Source organism: Corynebacterium ureicelerivorans, assembly GCF_000747315.1.
GTDB lineage: Bacteria > Actinomycetota > Actinomycetes > Mycobacteriales > Mycobacteriaceae > Corynebacterium > Corynebacterium mucifaciens.
The window spans coordinates 2,232,543-2,251,905 of sequence record NZ_CP009215.1 but is presented as its reverse complement, the minus strand read 5'-3'; the positions used below and the strand labels follow the sequence as shown (position 1 = coordinate 2,251,905).

At 61.0% G+C, this 19,363-nt stretch carries 15 protein-coding genes and 1 CRISPR repeat array (1 of these 16 running past the window's edge); of the genes, 5 read left to right on the top strand and 10 right to left on the bottom strand.

Features of this window, described 5'->3' with window-relative positions:
• Positions 1-59 precede the first annotated feature (59 nt).
• Entirely contained in the window at positions 60-269 is a 210-nt protein-coding gene (locus CUREI_RS10995; protein ID WP_038613499.1) for an HTH domain-containing protein, read from the bottom strand.
• 6 nt (positions 270-275) lie between these two features.
• Entirely contained in the window at positions 276-725 is a 450-nt protein-coding gene (locus CUREI_RS10990) for an SdpI family protein (protein WP_236627215.1), read from the bottom strand.
• 86 nt (positions 726-811) lie between these two features.
• Here CUREI_RS10990 and CUREI_RS10985 point away from each other — a divergent pair, with 86 nt between their 5' ends.
• The 5 genes from CUREI_RS10985 (at position 812) to CUREI_RS10965 (ending at position 8,391) form a co-directional block, all read left to right on the top strand.
• Positions 812-2,029: a dicarboxylate/amino acid:cation symporter gene (locus CUREI_RS10985; protein WP_038613497.1), complete on the top strand. Its 1,218-nt coding sequence runs from the start codon at positions 812-814 to the stop codon at positions 2,027-2,029.
• Between the two features lie 83 nt (positions 2,030-2,112).
• Positions 2,113-2,820: a hypothetical protein gene (locus tag CUREI_RS12120; protein ID WP_144242467.1), complete on the top strand. Its 708-nt coding sequence runs from the start codon at positions 2,113-2,115 to the stop codon at positions 2,818-2,820.
• 15 nt (positions 2,821-2,835) lie between these two features.
• Complete coding sequence (locus CUREI_RS10975) at positions 2,836-4,278, top strand: DUF5129 domain-containing protein (protein WP_038613493.1); 1,443 nt, start codon at positions 2,836-2,838, stop codon at positions 4,276-4,278.
• A gap of 311 nt (positions 4,279-4,589) precedes the next feature.
• Entirely contained in the window at positions 4,590-6,437 is a 1,848-nt protein-coding gene (locus tag CUREI_RS10970) for a DUF2075 domain-containing protein (protein ID WP_038613491.1), read from the top strand.
• 76 nt (positions 6,438-6,513) lie between these two features.
• Positions 6,514-8,391 (top strand): DUF2075 domain-containing protein, encoded by a 1,878-nt coding sequence (locus tag CUREI_RS10965; protein WP_038613488.1) that lies wholly within the window; start codon positions 6,514-6,516, stop codon positions 8,389-8,391.
• A gap of 35 nt (positions 8,392-8,426) precedes the next feature.
• Here CUREI_RS10965 and cas2e read toward each other — a convergent pair whose 3' ends face one another.
• Genes cas2e through cas3 form a run of 8 tightly spaced genes read right to left on the bottom strand, consistent with a single transcriptional unit; the run spans position 8,427 to position 17,511 of the window.
• Positions 8,427-8,771: a type I-E CRISPR-associated endoribonuclease Cas2e gene (gene cas2e, locus CUREI_RS12115; protein WP_084768378.1), complete on the bottom strand. Its 345-nt coding sequence runs from the start codon at positions 8,769-8,771 to the stop codon at positions 8,427-8,429.
• Positions 8,768-9,658, bottom strand: coding sequence for a type I-E CRISPR-associated endonuclease Cas1e (gene cas1e / locus CUREI_RS10960; protein WP_051952361.1), 891 nt, complete (start codon positions 9,656-9,658; stop codon positions 8,768-8,770). The genes cas2e and cas1e overlap by 4 nt, the downstream gene beginning before the upstream one ends.
• Before the next feature lie 50 nt (positions 9,659-9,708).
• Positions 9,709-10,410: a type I-E CRISPR-associated protein Cas6/Cse3/CasE gene (cas6e, locus tag CUREI_RS12110; protein ID WP_084768375.1), complete on the bottom strand. Its 702-nt coding sequence runs from the start codon at positions 10,408-10,410 to the stop codon at positions 9,709-9,711.
• Positions 10,407-11,129: a type I-E CRISPR-associated protein Cas5/CasD gene (cas5e, locus tag CUREI_RS10955; protein ID WP_038613484.1), complete on the bottom strand. Its 723-nt coding sequence runs from the start codon at positions 11,127-11,129 to the stop codon at positions 10,407-10,409. The genes cas6e and cas5e overlap by 4 nt, the downstream gene beginning before the upstream one ends.
• Positions 11,129-12,259 (bottom strand): type I-E CRISPR-associated protein Cas7/Cse4/CasC, encoded by a 1,131-nt coding sequence (gene cas7e, locus CUREI_RS10950; protein WP_038613482.1) that lies wholly within the window; start codon positions 12,257-12,259, stop codon positions 11,129-11,131. Before cas7e ends, cas5e begins: the two co-directional genes overlap by 1 nt.
• A 23-nt stretch (positions 12,260-12,282) precedes the next feature.
• Positions 12,283-12,927, bottom strand: coding sequence for a type I-E CRISPR-associated protein Cse2/CasB (gene casB, locus CUREI_RS10945; protein ID WP_051952360.1), 645 nt, complete (start codon positions 12,925-12,927; stop codon positions 12,283-12,285).
• Positions 12,924-14,672, bottom strand: a complete 1,749-nt coding sequence (casA, locus tag CUREI_RS10940; protein WP_038613480.1) for a type I-E CRISPR-associated protein Cse1/CasA — start codon at positions 14,670-14,672, stop codon at positions 12,924-12,926. Before casA ends, casB begins: the two co-directional genes overlap by 4 nt.
• Before the next feature lie 55 nt (positions 14,673-14,727).
• Complete coding sequence (cas3, locus tag CUREI_RS10935) at positions 14,728-17,511, bottom strand: CRISPR-associated helicase Cas3' (protein ID WP_236627214.1); 2,784 nt, start codon at positions 17,509-17,511, stop codon at positions 14,728-14,730.
• A 303-nt stretch (positions 17,512-17,814) separates the two neighbouring features.
• Positions 17,815-19,363: direct repeats of the CRISPR family, unit length 29 nt; unit sequence GTCTGCCCCGCACCTGCGGGGATGAGCCC; it runs 7 nt beyond the window's last position.

Sequence of the window (19,363 nt, the reverse complement as noted above, 5' to 3'; positions counted from 1 at the left end):
AGGAAGTCGTACACGTCACAGGTGACAACTATAGCGGAGCAGAAACACCGGGGCGGATTTTATTCAGCCAGTTGGTACTGGCCGCGCGGGGCGGCGGCGACAACGCCGTCCACCTTCAGCCCCGTGATGGCGGCGTGGGTAGCTATCTCCGGGTTGATGTCCGGGGCGTCCACCAAACCACGGGACACGATCTGCGCGGCGATGTCCTTGTAGGCCATGGGCTCCCCCGCCTCGCGCAGGATGGTCAGGATCGCTTCACGCCAACCCACGGGAGCCTACTTCTGCTCGTCGGCGCGGCCGGCGGCTCGTCGCAAGGCATCGATGTTTACCGCGGGCTTGGGCTCCTCCGCCTGCTTCTCGCGGGCCTGCTCGACAGCGGCGGCGGCGCGGGCGCCGAAGTTGCCGCCGAGCGAGGCGGCCACAACCGCGGCGACGAGTGCCGCGGCCGGGAGGAGCCACATCCACCCAGACGAGATGAAGGCGAACGCCGCACCGAAGGCGAGAGCGACGCCCGCAAGCACCCAGAAGGGGCCGGCGACTTTGTGGGCCTGGTCCCAGATCCCGCGGTCCTTGCGCACGGCGGGGACATGGAGGCCGAACCACTTGTTGCCCGGCAGCTTGCCGGTGGACGCCAGCGCGCCCGGGATGAGCAGCAGCAGGGTCAGCACGATGAAGACGATGCCGACGACGACGTTGAGGGTGCTCATATTCTCAAACGGGCTCATGGCATCCAGCATACGACCGGTGCGCAGACGAAAGAAAAGCGCGCAAAATTGCCGTTTGGCGCAAAACCACTGTCTACTGTGGACACATGAAAAACAAGCTCTTGCGCTCGCTGCTCTTCTGGGTGGTTGTGGCGATCGTCCTCGGGTACATATGCAGCCTGTTCTTCCCGGACTGGCTCGCGCGCGTTTTTGTCACCTTCAACGGTCTGTTCTCCAACTTCCTCGGCTTCTTCGTGCCGGTGCTCATCTTCGCGCTGATCGCCCCCGCGATTGCGGGCTTGGGCCGCGGCGCCGGGAAGTGGCTCGGCATCACCGCTGGTGTGGCGTACGGCTCCACCATTATCTCCGGGCTGATCGCCTGGGGCACGGCCTCCGCGCTCTACCCCACTCTGCTGGCGGGTAAGAGCTTGGTCACGGACGTGGCCGACCCGGAAGCGGGCGGCCTCACGCCGTACTTCAGCGTCGAGATGCCGCCGCCGCTGGAGGTGATGTCCGCGCTCCTGCTGGCCTTCGTGGTGGGCCTGTCCATGACGGCCGTGAAGTCCGACAACCTCTACAACGTGCTTGAAGAGCTCAACGCGATGGTGCTCAAGGTGGTCACCACCTTTGTCATCCCGCTGCTGCCGATCTACATCTTCGGCACCTTCCTCAACCTGGGCATGAACGAGAACTTCGGCGACACCATGGCCGCGATGGGTGTCGTGCTGGTGCTCTCCATCGTGATGACCCTCGTGATTGTCCTCCTGCAGTACCTCCTGGCGGGCGCGGTCGCTGGCGTGAACCCCTTTACCGCGCTGAAGAACATGCTCCCCGCGTACTTCACCGCGCTGGGCACGTCGTCCTCCGCCGCCACCATCCCAGTCACTTACGAGTCCACGTTGAAGAACAAGGTGGAGGAGGAAGTCGCCGGCTTCGTTGTCCCGCTCTGCGCCACCATCCACCTGTCCGGATCGATGATGAAGATCACGCTGTACGCGCTCTCCATCGTCTACATGGCCAGCTTGGACGTCACCGGCGGCCAGATCATCGGCTTCATCCTTCTGCTGGGCATCATGATGATCGCGGCCCCGGGCGTCCCCGGCGGCGCCATCATGGCGGCTGTGGGCCTGCTGCAGTCCAACCTCGGCTTCGACGAGTCCATGGTCTCCCTCATGATCGCGTCCTACATCGTGGTCGACTCCTTCGGCACCGCCGCCAACGTCACCGGCGACGGCGCCATCGCGCTCATCGTGAACAAGCTCGCCGGCGGCAAGATCAAGGGTCAACCGCTTACCGACGCCCCTTCGGCGGAACCCGCCCGGTAATCCCCGACGAAACGCCGCACCGCCCTCCGGGGCGGTTTTTCTTTGCCGTGTTTCACGTGAAACGTTCCGCTACCCTCGACCGCATGTCATTCGAGATCGTTACCACCCACTTTGTGGCGCACGAGCACGACCTCGACGAGGCGTACGCTCTGTACCGCCAGCGCATTGAAACCAGCGGCGCGGTCATCGCCGCGGTATCCCCGCACCCACACCCCATCGAGGACGAGTTCTTCCTCTGGGATCTGCGCTGCCAAGCGGCGTACGACAACCTGCCCGCACCCGAGACGATGCAACTCTACGAGCTCAACGCGCTCGTGGATTTCGCCACCACCAACCGCGACACCGCCATCGAGCAGTTCTTCTTCGAGGACCACACCGAACGCACCCGCTTCCCCGCCACCCTCGGGGGCCTGACCAACCTCACTCTCCGCGACGAGCCGCGCGGCGCCCTCTCGCTCACCACCATCGTCTACCTCGGTGCCTCGCCCCACGTGCTCCTGGCGCAGCAGCTTTTCGACGCCACGGTCGCCGACCTCAACGCCGTTGCCTACCAGCCGTACGTCGCGCCGCTGGAGGGGACCGAACACGCCTCGGTGGTTGGTCCGCTGTGGCTGCGGGACGCCACGCTGAACATCATCGGCAAGGGCGACGGCATCTTCTCCCCAGGCAAGGAAGCGTGGGCAGGGTGGCTGTTGACGTCGGACGGGCCGGAGGACGTCGAGAGGCAGCTGCGCGAGCAAATCGAGCCGAACGCAGTGGTGATCTCTCGGGCTGTGTCGGAGCCGTTCTAGGACTAACCTGGCCCTATGGCTTCCCTGAACGAAATCGCCGCAGTGGTGGGTATTTCCGCCCTTGTTGGCCTTGGCGGCGCGGCCGTCGGCTACAACACCGTCGACGTGCCGGAGCTGGACCAGGTGACCGTGCAAACCGCCGGTGCGCCGAGCGCGACCATCGACGACCCGCAGGGCGCCCTCTCCCCCGAGGACCGCGAGCGCCTCCTGCGCGACACCGCGAACATCGACGCGCCCGACGTGGTCACCGACTTCCACTACATGGTGTTCCAGACCAACCACGAGAACATCCTTGACGACGTGGAGGAGCTGCTGCGCTCGCAGTACCCGGAGCTGATCGACCAGTCCAAGGGCGAGAACGGCCGCCCCGCCGACGGCGTGCTTATCGTGGGCGTTGGCCTGGACCCGCGCCAGGCGTTCATCTACGGCGGCGACGACGTGACCGAGACCCTCATGCTCGACGACGACTCCTACCGCGAGTCGCTTCTCGATGCCGTGAAGGACGGCGTGAAAGACGGCAACATCCCCTCCGGGCTGTTCCGCACCGCGAACCTGGCGATGAGCGCCGACACGCTGGCGCAGCGCCGGGTCGATGGCGCGGAGGACGACCAGACGGGCGCGACGATAGGGCTCGGCGCGGCCGGCGCAGGCGCTTCGGGGGCCATCGGGGCGTTTGCGGTTGCGGCGCGGAGCAGGCGTCGGAAGGCAATAGCAAAGGCGCGCGAGGACTACGACCTTGTCACCAGCGAATACACGCGCCTCGCCGGGCGCTTGGACGAGGTGGACGTGCGAGCGAACTCGCTGTCCTCTGCATTCGCGGACGAGACGTTGCGGCGCCAGTGGGCGCAGGTGCGCGACCGGTTCTTGGGGCTCAACGAGCTGGTGCACGGCGCAGGCGGTCTGAGCGCCATCAGCATGGATGACGAAAAGGAGGTCTACGAGCACCGCAAGCAGCTGGCGGACGCCGCGGAATCCGTAAACCACGTCTCCAACGCCGAGGACAACATCGACCGCCTCTTCGCCGTCGAGCACGGCGACCCCGCAACCCGCCGCGCGGACCTGAGTACCATCCGCGAGGACGTGCTGCGCGCCCGCTCGGACGTGAAGGACGAGGGCCTGCGGCGGGAGCTGGATCTGCTGATGCAGCGCATCGAGGCCCTCGACGCGGACCCCTCCTCCCCCACCTTCCTGGACGATTTCGTGCGCGTACTCGGCGACTACCGGGTGATCCTGGACCAGGTGAAGCACAAGCAGTTCAGCGACGTGAAGGAGCGCGAAAAGCTCGAGGCGCCCGCGGTGTACGAGTCCGGGTTCTGGTATGGCGGGTACGTGCCGTACGTGCACATGCACAGCTGGCACGAATCCAACGTGCAGGCGGAGCAGGCCGCGCAGGCATCCAGCTCCAGCAACGTGTCCTCCTCCGGCTTCAGCGCCGGCGGCGGCAGCTCCAGTTTCTAAAGCGGAACCCTTTCGCCTACTCGCACTCTAAATGGGGGGGGGTGGGTGAGTGCTCTACCGGTCTCGGGGGGTGGACCGTGGGCGAAAGGGTTCGCAACGATGAATATAGACCATTGTTGCGTGTGTGTCTAGACGGTTGGCGGGTGTGTCGGGTTCGGCGATGTTTCACGTGAAACGCAGGCACTAGATGCCCCTGCGGCCCAGTGGCCGCCCCTGCTACCCTCGCGGAGGAAACCGCGACCTCGACAGGCTTCTTTCCGCCGGTGAGATAGGCCTCCACGTCGCACGATTTGCCGTGCACGGAGGCTGTCATGTCGGGCTTGTGCCTGAACGCTCGGGAGTTCGTGCGGGTCGCGCAGGATCCCGACTCGCTGGTGGAAACGATGCTGCAGCAGTATATGAGCGACTCCCGGGCCGCTGCTGGGCAAGCGGAACAGCGTTCTTGGCGCAAAAGCTTGCCGGCGCTGGCGGACGACCTCGCAGCGGCGGGCCTGGATGGGGTCGACGTGTTGCTCGAATTCGGGCTGCCCCTCACATCGCAGCGTGCCGACGTTATTCTCGCGGGCACGCATCCTGGTACTGGGAACCCGTCGTTCGTCGTTGTGGAGTTGAAGCAATGGAGTGCGGCGGAGCCATTCGAAGGCGATGACGCGCTGGTTTCTGTGCCTGGGCTTCCCGGGCCGGTGCTTCACCCGGCTAAGCAAGTCGACGGATATCGGCGGTACCTCACCAACTACCTAGTCAATCTGCACGGTCATGAGGACTGGGTCGACGCAGTGGCCTATCTCCATGGCGCAGAGAGTGACGACGATGTGTCAGAGATTGTCGGCGCTGCGGAGGCCCGGGTGTTTACCGGCGGGCGTCGAAAAGCATTGCGTGCTCATCTGCGGGAGAGACTCGGTGGCGCGGGAAGCGCCGACGTGCTGCTGACATCGAGCGTCCGACCGTCCACCAAGTTGATGCAAATCGCTGCGGACGAGGTGCGTGACCGCGAGAAGTTCATCCTGTTAGGAAACCAGCAGCTGGCGGTGGACATGATCAGGCACGAGGTTGAGCGGGCGGGGGAAGCGAAGCGCGTCATCGTGGTGTCCGGAGGTCCGGGCAGCGGGAAATCGGCCATCGCGCTGTCAGCGCTTGGTGAGCTGGCCAGGGAGGGCAAAAGCGTCTTACACGCGACGGGGTCTCGGTCATTCACGCAAACCTTGCGCAAGGTTGCGGGGCACCGCAGCAAGGACACGCAGAGTTTGTTCAAATACTTCAACTCGTTCACCAAAGCGATGCCAAACGAAATTGATGTTTTGATCGCGGATGAAGCGCACCGTATCCGAGAGACATCCAACAATCGGTTCACCAGGGCCACGGATCGGAGCGACCGCCTGCAAATTGACGAGCTCATCTCTGCCGCTCGTGTTCCGGTATTCCTGCTCGACGACCACCAGGTGGTGCGCAAGGGCGAGCTAGGAACGGCGCGCGATATCGAAGCGTTTGCGCGTGCGCAGGGGCACGACGTTGTGCGCATCGATCTGGACGGTCAGTTCCGATGTGGAGGATCCGCTGCGTACGTGGAGTGGGTCGAGCAGGTGCTCGGGCTAACCGACGGCGTTCCGTTCGAAGCCGCGTTGCCCGAAGACGACCCTTTTGTGGTGGAGGTAGTTGATTCCCCGTGGGAGCTTGAACGGCGCCTGCGCGAGTGGAACGACGGTGGCTACACCGCCCGAATTTCCGCAGGGTACTGCTGGAAATGGTCGGACGCCAAACGCGATGGCCTGGTTGACGACGTGGTGATCGGTGATTGGACCCGTCCGTGGAACAACAAGGAGGATAGACGTGTCGGGACCGCTCCCCCGGCCGCGTTGTGGGCGACGCAAGAGGGTGGCTTCGACCAAGTCGGGTGCGTGTACACCGCGCAAGGCTTCGAGTTCGACTGGGCGGGAGTCATCATCGGGCCGGACTTGGTGTGGCGTGACGGGCGCTTTGAAACTGTTCGGTCAGCCAATAAAGACCCACACTTTCGTAATCCGAAAACGGTGTCCGACGATGACTTCGATTTGCTGGTGCGCCATGTGTACAAAGTGCTGCTGACGCGCGGGATGATCGGTACCATTTTGTACTCACCAGATGCGCAGACCCGGGAGGCTCTGCGCGCCCTGTTGAACTGACCCGACCCTTTCGGGCCCAACGGACTTCCCCACCGGACATGTCCTCACCCCGCGAAACGCAGATGAGGCATACCCTGTGGACGCTTTTCCCAAGCCGTTTATCCAACGAGTCCGGTACGACGACCAATTCGCGTCCAGCCTAGAGACGGCCTACGGCGAGCGCTCCGAAGACGAGCGCGCGGACTGGATTACTCACCAGTTGAACTTCCCCACCGTGTACGTGGTTCGCAGCCGCCGCAAGTACGAACACGGGTACCGGTACAAGGTGTACGTCGGCGAGACCAACGATATTAAGAAGCGCACCCGCCAGCACCTCTTTCAGGACATCAAGACGCGTCCTGATTGGAGGGAATTCAGCGACGCGGAGGACGCGGAGATGTACGTGATCGGCCACCCGTACTTCAACAAATCCCTCACCCTTGACGTGGAGAACCGGTTCCTTCACTACTTGGAGTCGTGCAAGTCAGTTGAGCGACGCAACAACCGTCGTACGAACGAGCAGCGCGACTACTTCACCTACGAGTACCTGGACCGGCTATTCGATGAAGTTTGGGAAGAGCTCCACGGGGTTGAGCCAGAGCTCTTCGAGTCCAAGGAAGCGATTACCTCCTCGGCAATTTTTAAGGCCTCGCCTTTTCAGAAGCTCAATGAGGAACAGTTGAGTGCGCAGAACCAGATCTTTGAGGCGGTAAACAACGCGCTCGAGGAAGGTGTCGGCGACGATCCGTTGGACCACAAACTGATCTTGGTCTCCGGTGAGGCCGGGTCCGGCAAGACCGTACTCATCAGCAGCATCTTCAACGGCATCATGATGGGCGTCGAAGACGAGGACGAGCGCTTCCGTGCTCTGGCTGCTGGGCTCGACATAGACGGCACCGGCATCGACGGATACTTGGTCTCAGGCCATAAAAACGATGGCGGGCAACTGGCGGTGTACAAGGAAATCATCAAGAAGGCGAGTATCCCCGACTCCCGCAAAGGCGGCGACAGGGAGCGCGTGTACAGCCCCACCCAGTTCATCAACCGCTTCTCCCCCGACGATCCAGCGGACGTGGTACTCATCGACGAAGCCCACCTTCTGCTCACCCAAAAGGCGCTCGGTTATTTCCACGATCAACCGCAGATCGAGGCAATCTTGGATCGCGCCAAGGTGGTTATCGCTGTTTACGACCCGAAGCAGACTTTGGAGACGCCGCAGCACTGGGAGGTGCCGGTTGAGGATTACTTCGCTGACCGTATGGCCCAGCAGCCGATCCGATTGACCAACCAAATGCGGTTGAACGCCGACCCGAAGACGATTGCCTGGATTCGCACGTTTGTTGACGACGGGCTGATTTTGCCGATGCGCAACGACTCGAAAGGGTACGACCTTCGTGTCTTCTCAAACCCGACTGACCTCGATAAGGCGATTCGTGAGAAGGATTCTGCAGTCGAGAACAACCTGTCCCGCCTAATCGCCACCTACGATTGGCCGTACAGCGCCGCTAAGAAGAACGAAGATGACCCGGACGGTTGGTGGTACGTCGATGTGGAGCACGAGTCAGGCAGTCTGCGACGCCCGTGGAACCTCCAATTACGAGAAGAGCGCAAAGAACGCCGAATTGCCTACCGCAAGGCGTGGTCTGAAACCCCGGCCACGATCGGCGAGATCGGTTCTACCTACACAATCCAGGGATTCGACCTCAACTACGCCGGCGTGATTCTTGGCCCCTCGGTGAAGTACCGGAATGGCCGCGTGGTTTTTGAACCGTCGGAGTCCGCGCACAAGAAGGCTGTGCAAAACCGTGTGCTCGCAGACGGTTCGCGAGAGTCGTTCGGGGAGGAATTGCTCCAGAATGAGCTCAATGTGTTGATGACGCGCGGCACCCGGGGCATGTTTATCTACGCGGTGGATGAGCAGCTACGAGAGGTGTTGCTAGCGGCGCAGGAGCGACAGTTGCCACACGTGGAGTAAGCGAGCGGATGCGGTTCGAACTCTCGAGTAGGAAATCATCCGGATTTGTATCGCTTGCGTTGGCGACGAGCGGTACTCCAGCCAGTTCGACGCGCGTGGGAGTTCGGAGTGCCGGGCCGCACCATGAGCGTGAGACCGTCAAAATCAGTAGGAACCCAGTCGTACCTATGCGTACGAAACTCCATCCCTTGTTCGTTGTTGCTGGAATAGACCAGCAACGCGCGGCCATCCTTGACCAGTTCCGTCGTTCGTTGCCAGAGCAGTTCACGGATTCTCGCGGACGGCTCGCCGACAAAAGTGCCGGGCGCGATCTCCATCAGCCATTTGGTGAGGTCTCCACGCAGACCTGCTGGGCATGCACTGACTACCAAAACCATCATGGTGCGATCTCGTTTTCCGACCAGTTCACACCAGCAGCGATTACTTCGAGCTCGCTCCAGAGAAAGAGTTCCGCATCTGGATACGCGTGATCTTCGGTCGCGTCCATCACGTATTTGAGATCGTTCACCATTCTCGGCATGAGGCGTTTGTCGACAACGGCATCGCGGACGAGCCGCCTTACCGCGACGCCGGGTTTCATCTCACCAGAGGCGACAGCATCGAATGCTGCAGGAATTGCAACCTCCGCCTTGTAGAGGTCAGCGATGTCGTAAACAAACGCACGGTCAGTTCCGTTGTGCACAACCCCGAGCGCAGGCACAAAACCGAGCCCTGCGATTACCGCATGTGCGATGCCGTACAGTGCCGAGTTCGCAGAGGTCAACGCTTGGTTGATCGGATCAGAAGAATCGTAATCATTAGGGTCGTACGCACGCCGGTTCCAGCTGACACCAGTGCGCGCCGCTTCGTCTGCGTACACCTTCTTCATCCGTGCGCCTTCTCTGCCCCGGAGCTTCGCCATGGAAAGCCCAGTGAGGTCTTCTCCAGGGAAACGTAGGCTGTACATACGTTTTGCGCACGCGAGGCGTTTTCTCTGATTCGTGACTATCTCAGCTTGAAGTTCCGCCATTCGCGATGACTTCGCGGGTGGCCTACCACTCGCGTAGTAGCGCACACCCCGCTCCCCTACCCAGACGATTGATACGCCTGCATCCCCAAGCAGCGCCATTGCTGCGTAGGTAATCCGGGTTCCTGGTCCGAGGAGCAGAACGGCCAGCTGTGTCGCAGCGACGTGCGCAACACTGCGTTGGTCCGTGATCGTCAGTGCGTTGCCGTCTCGGTTAACAGTGGCCCGCTCGATGTACAGAAACGAGATTCGGCTACCCATCTGAGACAGCGCTTGTCTCGCGATCGGTACTTCTTGCGGCGTCGGAGACACTATTTCACCGGCGCTAGGGTGAGAAGACCACAACCGTAGGCTCGCCCGCGGCCGATTCCTTGCATAAGGGTGGTCCGTAAACGCTCAGGATCGGTAACTTCAAGCGTGCCAACGAATCGCGCCTTCGAAATACGAACTGGTGGAGCATTCCGGGCACTCTTATCGCGCCGAAAGACATCAGTCCACCGTTCCAGAACCTGCGGCTGGTCAGCGATGTTCCACCGGGCGCGTTCCTGGTCGGTGACGTTGTCGTCTATACGCGGTGCTAGGCAAAAGCCGGCCCGCTCGGACTGCTTATACAACCAGTTGAGCTGTTCGCGTGCAGAGACATGAGGCTTCACCTTTCCGCGCTTTCCTTCGCGCGGTTCGGAGTACGTGGGGTTGGCGACGAGCTCGAAATGCCACCGCTGACCTCGCATAAGTGAAGAAAGAAAACGCTCGTAGTCGGCCGACTGAGCTGGCCGTGTTTCCCAGCCTGCCTGCTCAACAATGTGCGCTCCTGTCGGCTTCTCCGGGCCGACGATGTAAAGCACATGCTCATGCGGGCGTTTGTCTACCCGCCACAGCACTCGTGCTTCTGTTTGAGAGATGTCGGGTGGAAAAGCCGCACGAACAGCAGCGTGCATCGCTTGGGGGTCTGTAAGGAGTTTCACGCCCTGCCGACGCGCGGGGTTGAGAGAAACACGAGTTAATGTAGTCATGCGCGAACCACCGCCTCAAAGAACTCATCCGTGCTGTTGGAGGTTTCGACGCCCTGGGGGTTGCTGAGCACAACATCATGGCAGCGAACAACATCCCGCCACCCGTAGCGCCGGTGCTTGGGGCCGAAGGAAAGTGGGACGTCCTGACGCGGAATCGCACCTGGCTCAGCACTATTCGCATCGCGGTACAGCGCGAGCGACACCTCTTTCGGCGCCTGTCGCTTTTGAATGTCGGTGGCGTACCAGGTCTTATGGTTCCGTAGTGCGGTTTCATTGTCGGAGTCCTCCACACCGATCACCAACCCCGGGTGCACAGGACAGGAGCGGCGCCCCATAAACAGCGGATAGGCAGGCTTACGGAGTGCTTCCGAAAAGTCTTCTAGCAGTGCCCGATCCTCGTGTTCCACGGCGGCTACGAATGCTGCGTCCGAAAGGAAGTAGCGGGTGACCAGCTGCGCCGGGTCGTGTGGACGGGTCTGCCAGGGCTGCGCGGTTTGGTAGTCGCGCAGCAAGCTGCCGGATTGATCGACGCGGACTGCAAGACGCAACTTGGCAAGATCCTCGATGTCGTCGGTCCGTCGACGCCCCTGAGCAGCCGCGATTAGGCCGACAATCCCTGATTTCGTTGGGGTGGTCGCTGTGGCTCGCGTTTTGTACCTGCTTTCATCGCCCCAGGACTGCATCGGTCCTTTGAGGAGGAGAAGTAAGGAGTGCGTCATTACTGGTCACCTACGACGCGGTCGAGAACTTCGCCGATGTTCTTCGTCAGTTCCTGCAGCGTGGTCTTCTCTGCGATTTCGGTGAACGAGTCGGCCGTCTCGCCGATTCCCATGACGTATGCTGCGAGCGGCTTGAATCCGTAGACGGACTCAACGTCACGTGCTTCCTGTGCGAGACGGTCTACCGCTACCTTCCGGCGAGATGCGCCCTGTTCTGCCTCGACCGGAACTTCGAACGCGTTGACCAAGGAGACCGGCCGGGTGTCGCGGACGGCCACATAGACGAGTTCCGGGAGGGTTTGGTTGGCAAATGTGTTGATCTTGCCGGTGGGCATGGAGCTCACGAATGCTTCAATGAAGTGCTCGACAGCAAGAGAAGCTGCATCAGCGGAGTCCAAGTTCTTTTTGAGGCCGTCGAAGTTGATTGTTGCGTAGCGGTACATTGTCGACGACATCATCTGGACCGTGCCGATCATGCCTGCACCGGTTTCTTCGCCTTCCTCGGCAAGATCGTCCACCGCCGTGAAGTAATCGAAGTCCGGGGTCGACCCGTGGATACCGATGGCGTGCGCGACCTGGACCGATGCATCCACGTTGTAGGCCGCATCGTCTGCAACCATGCGGCCGAACATTGCCATGTCCACCGAGTGATCCGTGTCGAGGATTGCCTTCGCATCGCCCTTGGAAGGCTTCTCGCCTTCTCGCGCGAGCAGTTCCTCTACCGCACGATCAATCTGCTGTTGGCTGAGGAACAACAGGTAACCAGTGCGCGGGTACGGGCTGGGCTTGTCTTCCGAATCGTCGTTCTTCTTCGGCTTGTCAATCGCAGTCTTGATGCCAGCTGCTTTGAACAGGTCCTCCACGCGTTTGATTGCTTCATCCCGCTCGAGTCCTGCGTCGATAAGCCGCAAGGCGATCTTCTCCGGAAGGCGCTTGGAGCGATCGCCAATCTGCTGAGCGTCAAAGTTGTCTTCAAAGTAGCGGCGGATGGCCCGCTTCCAGGATTGCGACGAGACGCGCTGACGTGGGACACCACCGAAGATTGCGGACTTCGGTGCGCCGGTGTCATCTCGGTTGATCAGGGACGGCGGGACGGTTTGGAGCGCGTGGATATCAATAACGAGGGACATGGTGAACCTCTCTTTGAATGCGTCTAGGAGGTGGCGAAGGGAGAAGTGATTTCTCGTTCAGCTTCTGCGGCGCGTTGTGCTTTGGGCCGAAGTGTTCCGACTGCGTAGTCCCTACCCCAACGGAGCAAGACACCGTCGCGGCGCGATGGGTACTGAAGCGACCGCAAATCTCGGGCGAAACTGCCGTAGTCGAACGCGAGCTCCTTGTTTCGGAGCAGCGTCACAAGAGAACGCAGATGCAGCACTCGGGACGCCTCGTCTCGCGCAGCCTGCATAGCGTCAAACCGGGGTTTGATCGAGTTGGATTCGCTCAACGTCTGCAAGCGACCACACGCACGGGCAAATGAGCATTCCGTTGTGTGCACTGGCTTAGTTGCACTCTGCATGTGCTGGGCGAACAAAGTGAGCGCGTTATAGGCCGCTAGTTCCGATGGGGAGGGAGCATCCCCGCGGCCGAGCTCCTTATCGCTCAAAGGCGGCTCGAGAAGCATGAGTACCTTTTGCAGTGCCAACGGGTCGGTGCTGAAGCTGCGTGCCGCGCTTTGGCGCAGCTCCGCAAGTACACGCCGTGCGTCAGCGCCAGCTGCTGTTTCGGCTCGGTCAAGATAGTTTCGCTGGAGGTAGGAAGCGGTGCTCCCAATACTGATGGGAAGCGTAGGTTTTGTCATGCTGTTTCTCCTTGTTCCGCGGAGTTCCGGATGTTCCGGGGCTGGTTGTTTGGCTTGTCTCGTTTGATGAGAGGCAGGTCCTTACTCAGGCGGTAGCACAACTGCCGGTAGAGAGCACCCGCATTCACAATCCGCCCGGGGTCGTCATCTTGAGCGTCGACGACTCGGCCAACGAGTGCCCGTTGTCCTGCGCCACGGATGGCCTCGTCGGCAATGTGGAGCACCTGCTTTTCGATTTCGTATTGCCAACCGGTCGCTTCCTTGCCCATTTCAGAAGCCTCGAGATTGCGGAGCCAAGTGAGGAACTTCGGCTCGAGGACGGTGTACAGACGGTCAGCCGCGTCGGCATCGAAGACGTACTCCCCACCTGCTGCGACTTTGAGTTGACCAGCAAACCAACCGAGTGAAATTGCGGTGTCTTTGGTCGCTTCGGCTGCGTCACGCACGTATTGACGGTGCGCAGCGGACAGTGAGTCGTCCTGCAGCAGATGCAGTGGAAGCCCCATGTTGGCGCTCACAATCGTGCTCACGGTCGAGCTCTGTGGCCCGTATTCCATCGAAACGATGTGGAGGTCAGCGACTTCGTCGATCCCTTGGTCGTCTGCGACGGCAGATAAATTCTCCAAATTCGAGGGTCGTTTGGGGGCGAGATTCTTCCCGCCGAAACCGGGATCGGAACTTGTGGCGATCAAGGCGTCCAGGGACCGCCACATGGTTCGCGTCGTGTCGTACGGGCGCGGGTAGTACGCTTCAACCCCCTTCTTCGATTGGTTGGGGCTGTACCGGTATGGGGTCATCGGGTCGCCGTAGATGTTCTTCCCCGCATCCGGTATCTGGTCGCCGTTGCCCACAAGCACATTTACCACCGAATCGCCTTCGGTGAACAGGCGGATTCTTCGTGATTGCCACGTGGCCAGATCCGCTGGGCCGTGCGGGGATGGCGCATCCGGTTTCGTGAGCTTTCCTGCTCGGTCGTTGCGTTGGCTGGGAGTATCTGGCTCCCGTTCCCACACGGGATGATCGTCTGCGTTATCCAGATAGATGGTTTCCGGTGTGGAGTTCAGAAGCAGCGTTTCGAGCAACGTGGACCCCCGAATGACGGTGCCCCCTGTCATCCCGGACCATCCGGTCCCGATGGGGTAACCTCGTCCGCCTTTTACTCGAGGGTCTCCCTCAGCTCCGGATTTGATGCCGGAATAGTCGTACGCTTGCGCGTGCACGAGCCACCGTGCGGCCTCCGGAAATGAAAGCTTCGATCGTCCATCATGGGTGCGCATGGTGAAGTAGTTGTGTTCAGCATCTGGGACAATGCGGGAGACGTCGTTCATTGTCCCCTTCTTTGTATGAAGGCCTGCGACCTGCATGAAGGGGGTTTCCTCATGCAGCAGGTCGAAGCGCGATTCGTATTGAGCGAGGTAGCCCAAGACGGATTCGTCGCGTCCGTCGTCAATCAGCGCTTGTCGCTTATCGACGAACCAGTCCTCCCACCGGAAATCCTGGCGTCCAGCCTTGGTGCTTAGCAGTTTTGTTACGGACTGGTGCTGGGCTCTCCAGAAGATCGCAAGGAGCAGGCGAAGGACGGCGTAGTCCTGGGTCGGTGAATCTCCCAGGACTGCGACGGGTGTTGCATTGCCGTCGAAGATGTCTCGGATGCTCAACGTTGCGGAGCCATCGTTGGTCGTGCAAATGATCCATGGTTCATCCAGCAAGTTAAATGATCGCACAGTTTGTGGATGTTGGGTCATTGCTCGAACCTCCTTCGTTTTGTCGTGATGGTCTGTGTTGCGTTGTGCTTCTCATCTAACAATGTCTTTCGACATCACTACCGTTGCTGTCGCTCAAGATTTCTAATCCGAGTTCGGATGAGTATCTGACTCGGAAGCGGCCTATGCACGTTTCGCCCGTCGCATCCAAGGCGAGGGCTAGCTGCCCTTTCAAGAGGTAGTGGTCGTTCCACTCCATAGGGGTGGAACGCTCAAGAGCATCGATAACGGCTTCAAAGTCGGAGTCGAACCTAGTCATTCTGAGTGGCAGACGGACAGTGCTTGAGGCGAGTCGGAATGCCTGCGTGTAGCTCAGGGGAACTTCGCCGACGATCTTGTCTTCCTGGTCGAAGGGTGTGTAAAAATCGCCGGCCTGTTGTATCGGAATTACTTCCACTGCTGGTTCAGCGTCGCGGACTTGAGCCGCGCCCTTTTCTTCTTCACCGAGTTGAATCGTTGCCTTAGTGAGGTCGCCGAAAAGGTCATAAAGCCGACGGGTGTCCCACGGCGACTTAATCCGGAAAGACTTCGAGCGCTGATGGGCTCGGTCGATGCGCTGTTCGCTTTGCAACGACGCCTGCATCCAGATTTCCTCCCATTCTGCCGGGACCGCGTGATCGTCGCTGTACGTCGATTGCACGAGCGCGGCGACGTCGTCAGGCCGTTTGAACTCTTTCGGTAACCGCAGCAATGTTTTGAGCAGAATGAGGGGGTCGTATACCGCGTTAGCACCCGAGTTGATTATTGGAGCTGGCTCCAAACTTTCGATTGCGCGGATGAACACCTGTGGCTTTCGCAGTTGCTCTGGACGATCCGATTCCGGGCGCCCATGCCTGTGGAGACGGCCGATTCGTTGAATGATGAGGTCCATCGGTGCAAGGTCGGTGACAAGAACATCAGCGTCGATATCCAAACTTTGTTCCGCCACCTGGGTTGCAACAACAATCTTCCGCCAGGGCCTACCTTCGCCTCGGTGGCTGTCCGGCCCAAGTTCCTGTCGCAGCTGATCTTCCTTTTCCGAGCGCTGCCACGCCATAAAACCTGCGTGGTGGAGTTCGACTTCGCCGGGGTAAGCGGCGATGAGCGTGCTGTAGACCTCCTGGGCTCGGGCGATGGTGTTGCAGATGACGAGGGCGACGCCGCCGTCGATAAGCAGTTGCTCGAGGAGTTCTTCCAGTGCGGTGATCGCATCGTCGATAATTGCGATGCGAGCTTCGAGATTCGTTGGGCTCTGCGCTGGCATGACATACCGCAGAGAGTTTTCGCTGGCGGCGGTGATGAGGGGGTAGGCATCCGAGTGCTCTTCAACGGGGTTTCCGGTGTACGCCTCGATGAGTTTCTCGCGTTCTGCAGAGGGCAGGGTTGCCGACATCATGATGACCGTCGCCCCGTAATGCGCGAGCCACTCCAGTGTCGTAGCGAGGTAGTCGGATGTGTAGGCCCCATATGAGTGGATTTCATCGAAAATGATGATCTTGCCAGCGAGCGCAGCGTGACGGAGCATCGAATACCGCTGACGTAACGCAAGCATGAGCACCTGGTCGACGGTGCCAACCACGATGTTTGAGAGGAGCCCGCGCCGGCGGCCGCTCATCCAAGAACTGGCAACGACTTCGCCGTTCGTTGAGGGGTCGTCAGCGTCCTCGTTGATATCCCTAAACCGCAGATCCCGAAAGGGTTTGGAGAGCTGGTTCTTGGAGTGGGCGAGGTAAAGCGATGAGACCGCACCCGTTTCGGTCGTGTTGCGGGCCCAGTTCATGGTGCGTTCCAAAAGGCCGTTCGCCGTAGCCATCGTCGGGGCAGCAAAGTAGACCCCTTGGGCATCAACGGATGCGGCGATGACCTGCGCAGCCGCCAGCGCGGCCTCTGTCTTGCCGACACCAGTCTCCGCCTCGAGGATGATCAAACTTGGCTCAGTGCAAGCTTTTGCTGCATCGACGATTGCCTCCTGGACCGGCCTCGCCGCAAAGTCCGATGGCCAACCGAATGCATCCCGGAACAAGGCGTGAGCATCGTCATCTGATTTTGCAGGTTTCCAGGGGCCAGTGAGATCGATTGCGCGCATGCCAGATTCCACCCGCTGTGCCTGAGTGCCAGAAACGACCATGGGGAATGCCTCGGGATTCGATGCAATCCAGTCAGCCATCACAATAAGCCCCGTGAGGATTTGGGCTTCCGCGGCGAGAGGGTTTCGTAGCGACTTCAGCGACTGCAGCACATCGTGAACGCCGAGGGTTTCTGACATCGCGTCGATGATTTCGTTGTGGACTGCGCGCCACTCGTTGGGATACCCGGAGAGTACGTTGCCGATTGCGTTGCGCTCTTCGCCAGACGCCACCCCGTGGTGGGCATCAACTGTCGACGACACCCAGTTGGTAAGGCGACGCGGATAGCCTTCCTGCTCCAACCAGTTGCGAAGAATTAATCCCGAACTAATACTGTGAGGCATCGACTTTCTGGCCGTTTCAAGCTCGCTCATCGCGATGGGGAGTCCAGCATCTGCGACGTTTGAGAGAAGGTGCCTGAACTCGGGTTTGGGATCAAGTTGCCCCTGAAAAGTGAGGGTGGCCTTTCCTAAATCGTGCAGGCCTGCTAGCCAAATGTAGAGAAGCCGTACTTCCTCAACCGACAGCTTCAGATTCTGGGCAAGATTCTCTTTGAGGGAGTTTGAAACCCAATTGTCATAAACCACCGCAGCGGCGCAGGCGGAGTCGATCAAATGCTGAGCCAAGCTGAGATGACCGGTTTCATCGCCCGACTTCGCCCAAAGTGACCGAGCTTGCGGGCTCAGTCTGTCGACGAAAGAGTTGATTGCGGTCAAAGTCTGGTCCCGACAGTCGGACATGCTCGGCGAATTTGTCATTTGAACTCCGGTTGAATGGGTGTTAACAACGAGCGTACAGAGAAAGGATTCGCAGAACCGCCTTTTTACTATTTAGCGGAACAACGACTGATGGGATTTTCTCGTACAGTATGATTCTCGATCAGACCTTGCGCAGCAGGGATGAGCCGTAGTAAAAAGGCGGCTTTACTACTCCCCGCACACGCGGGGTACATTCAGGATGGCTCAATGGAGTTGTCTCCAAAGGCCCTTCAGCCAGTGCAACGTTGCTGGTCGCCAAGGGTCTGCCCCGCACCTGCGGGGATGAGCCCTACGGCACCCTGCCAGCCCTCCGCCTCAACCCGTCTGCCCCGCACCTGCGGGGATGAGCCCGCGACGACCGTATCGCCGCGCTTGAAGCCCAGGTCTGCCCCGCACCTGCGGGGATGAGCCCCCAAGGTTGCCAAGTACGCAGGCAACAAGGCAGTCTGCCCCGCACCTGCGGGGATGAGCCCCGCCGTCAAAAACCGGGTGGGGGGATTCCACGAGTCTGCCCCGCACCTGCGGGGATGAGCCGGCTGCTTACGATATCGGTGCGAGCTTCGATGAAGTCTGCCCCGCACCTGCGGGGATGAGCCCTCCTCAAACCCCTCCGGGTCAATCACCGTCAGGTCTGCCCCGCACCTGCGGGGATGAGCCCCTCGGTAGTCGCTGGTCAAGGCGGGTCAGTGAGTCTGCCCCGCACCTGCGGGGATGAGCCCATGCTCCCCACCATCGCCACCAACCTGACGAAGTCTGCCCCGCACCTGCGGGGATGAGCCCAAACCTCCAAAACTAGGAAACGTGAACACAACGTCTGCCCCGCACCTGCGGGGATGAGCCCTCACGCGGCGAAGCCACCACAGCAGCCCGCGCGTCTGCCCCGCACCTGCGGGGATGAGCCCCCGTCGCCCATGATGCGCCACTTGTCACCAATGTCTGCCCCGCACCTGCGGGGATGAGCCGGAGCGGTGGAGGCCGACGTCGTTGCCGTAGTTGTCTGCCCCGCACCTGCGGGGATGAGCCTGCTGGCAGCGGCACGAGTGCGACGGCGGTCAGATCTGCCCCGCACCTGCGGGGATGAGCCCCGGGCAAGCCTGGGGTGGCACAGACCACGTAGGTCTGCCCCGCACCTGCGGGGATGAGCCCACGTCCGCGCTCGACGGCAAGCTACACATCGTCGTCTGCCCCGCACCTGCGGGGATGAGCCCAGCGCCGGACGTGCGTCAATGCGGGCGTTGATGTCTGCCCCGCACCTGCGGGGATGAGCCCCACCCCGTCCGCAACGACACATCAACCACCTCGTCTGCCCCGCACCTGCGGGGATGAGCCCGCGTTCTGCCACATCGAACTATCCGGCACCACGTCTGCCCCGCACCTGCGGGGATGAGCCCCGATCAAACTCCGCAGACAACCCGCCGTACTCGTCTGCCCCGCACCTGCGGGGATGAGCCCACTGGCGGGGAATACCCATCCACGACGGCGGGTCTGCCCCGCACCTGCGGGGATGAGCCCGTGGCAGGTGGCCGGTGCCGATGTGGTGGGACGTCTGCCCCGCACCTGCGGGGATGAGCCCGCCATCATCGCTTCCGAGTCCGCGCTGGATCTGTCTGCCCCGCACCTGCGGGGATGAGCCTGGTCGGGCCTGGACTACTGGCCGGAGTGGACGGTCTGCCCCGCACCTGCGAGGATGAGCCCGGTCGCAGCAGCAGCCTGCAACAGCATGCCGTGTCTGCCCCGCACCTGCGAGGATGAGCCCGGTTGCAGCAGCAGCCTGCAACAGCATGCCGTGTCTGCCCCGCACCTGCGGGGA

Coding starts and splice junctions, on each gene's coding strand:
- CUREI_RS10990 (WP_236627215.1), bottom strand. CDS start 725: ATGAGCCCGTTTGAGAATATGAGCACCCTCAACGTCGTCGTCGGCATC.
- CUREI_RS10985 (WP_038613497.1), top strand. CDS start 812: ATGAAAAACAAGCTCTTGCGCTCGCTGCTCTTCTGGGTGGTTGTGGCG.
- CUREI_RS12120 (WP_144242467.1), top strand. CDS start 2,113: ATGTCATTCGAGATCGTTACCACCCACTTTGTGGCGCACGAGCACGAC.
- CUREI_RS10975 (WP_038613493.1), top strand. CDS start 2,836: ATGGCTTCCCTGAACGAAATCGCCGCAGTGGTGGGTATTTCCGCCCTT.
- CUREI_RS10970 (WP_038613491.1), top strand. CDS start 4,590: ATGTCGGGCTTGTGCCTGAACGCTCGGGAGTTCGTGCGGGTCGCGCAG.
- cas2e (WP_084768378.1), bottom strand. CDS start 8,771: ATGATGGTTTTGGTAGTCAGTGCATGCCCAGCAGGTCTGCGTGGAGAC.
- cas1e (WP_051952361.1), bottom strand. CDS start 9,658: ATGGGTAGCCGAATCTCGTTTCTGTACATCGAGCGGGCCACTGTTAAC.
- cas6e (WP_084768375.1), bottom strand. CDS start 10,410: ATGACTACATTAACTCGTGTTTCTCTCAACCCCGCGCGTCGGCAGGGC.
- cas5e (WP_038613484.1), bottom strand. CDS start 11,129: ATGACGCACTCCTTACTTCTCCTCCTCAAAGGACCGATGCAGTCCTGG.
- cas7e (WP_038613482.1), bottom strand. CDS start 12,259: ATGTCCCTCGTTATTGATATCCACGCGCTCCAAACCGTCCCGCCGTCC.
- casB (WP_051952360.1), bottom strand. CDS start 12,927: ATGACAAAACCTACGCTTCCCATCAGTATTGGGAGCACCGCTTCCTAC.
- casA (WP_038613480.1), bottom strand. CDS start 14,672: ATGACCCAACATCCACAAACTGTGCGATCATTTAACTTGCTGGATGAA.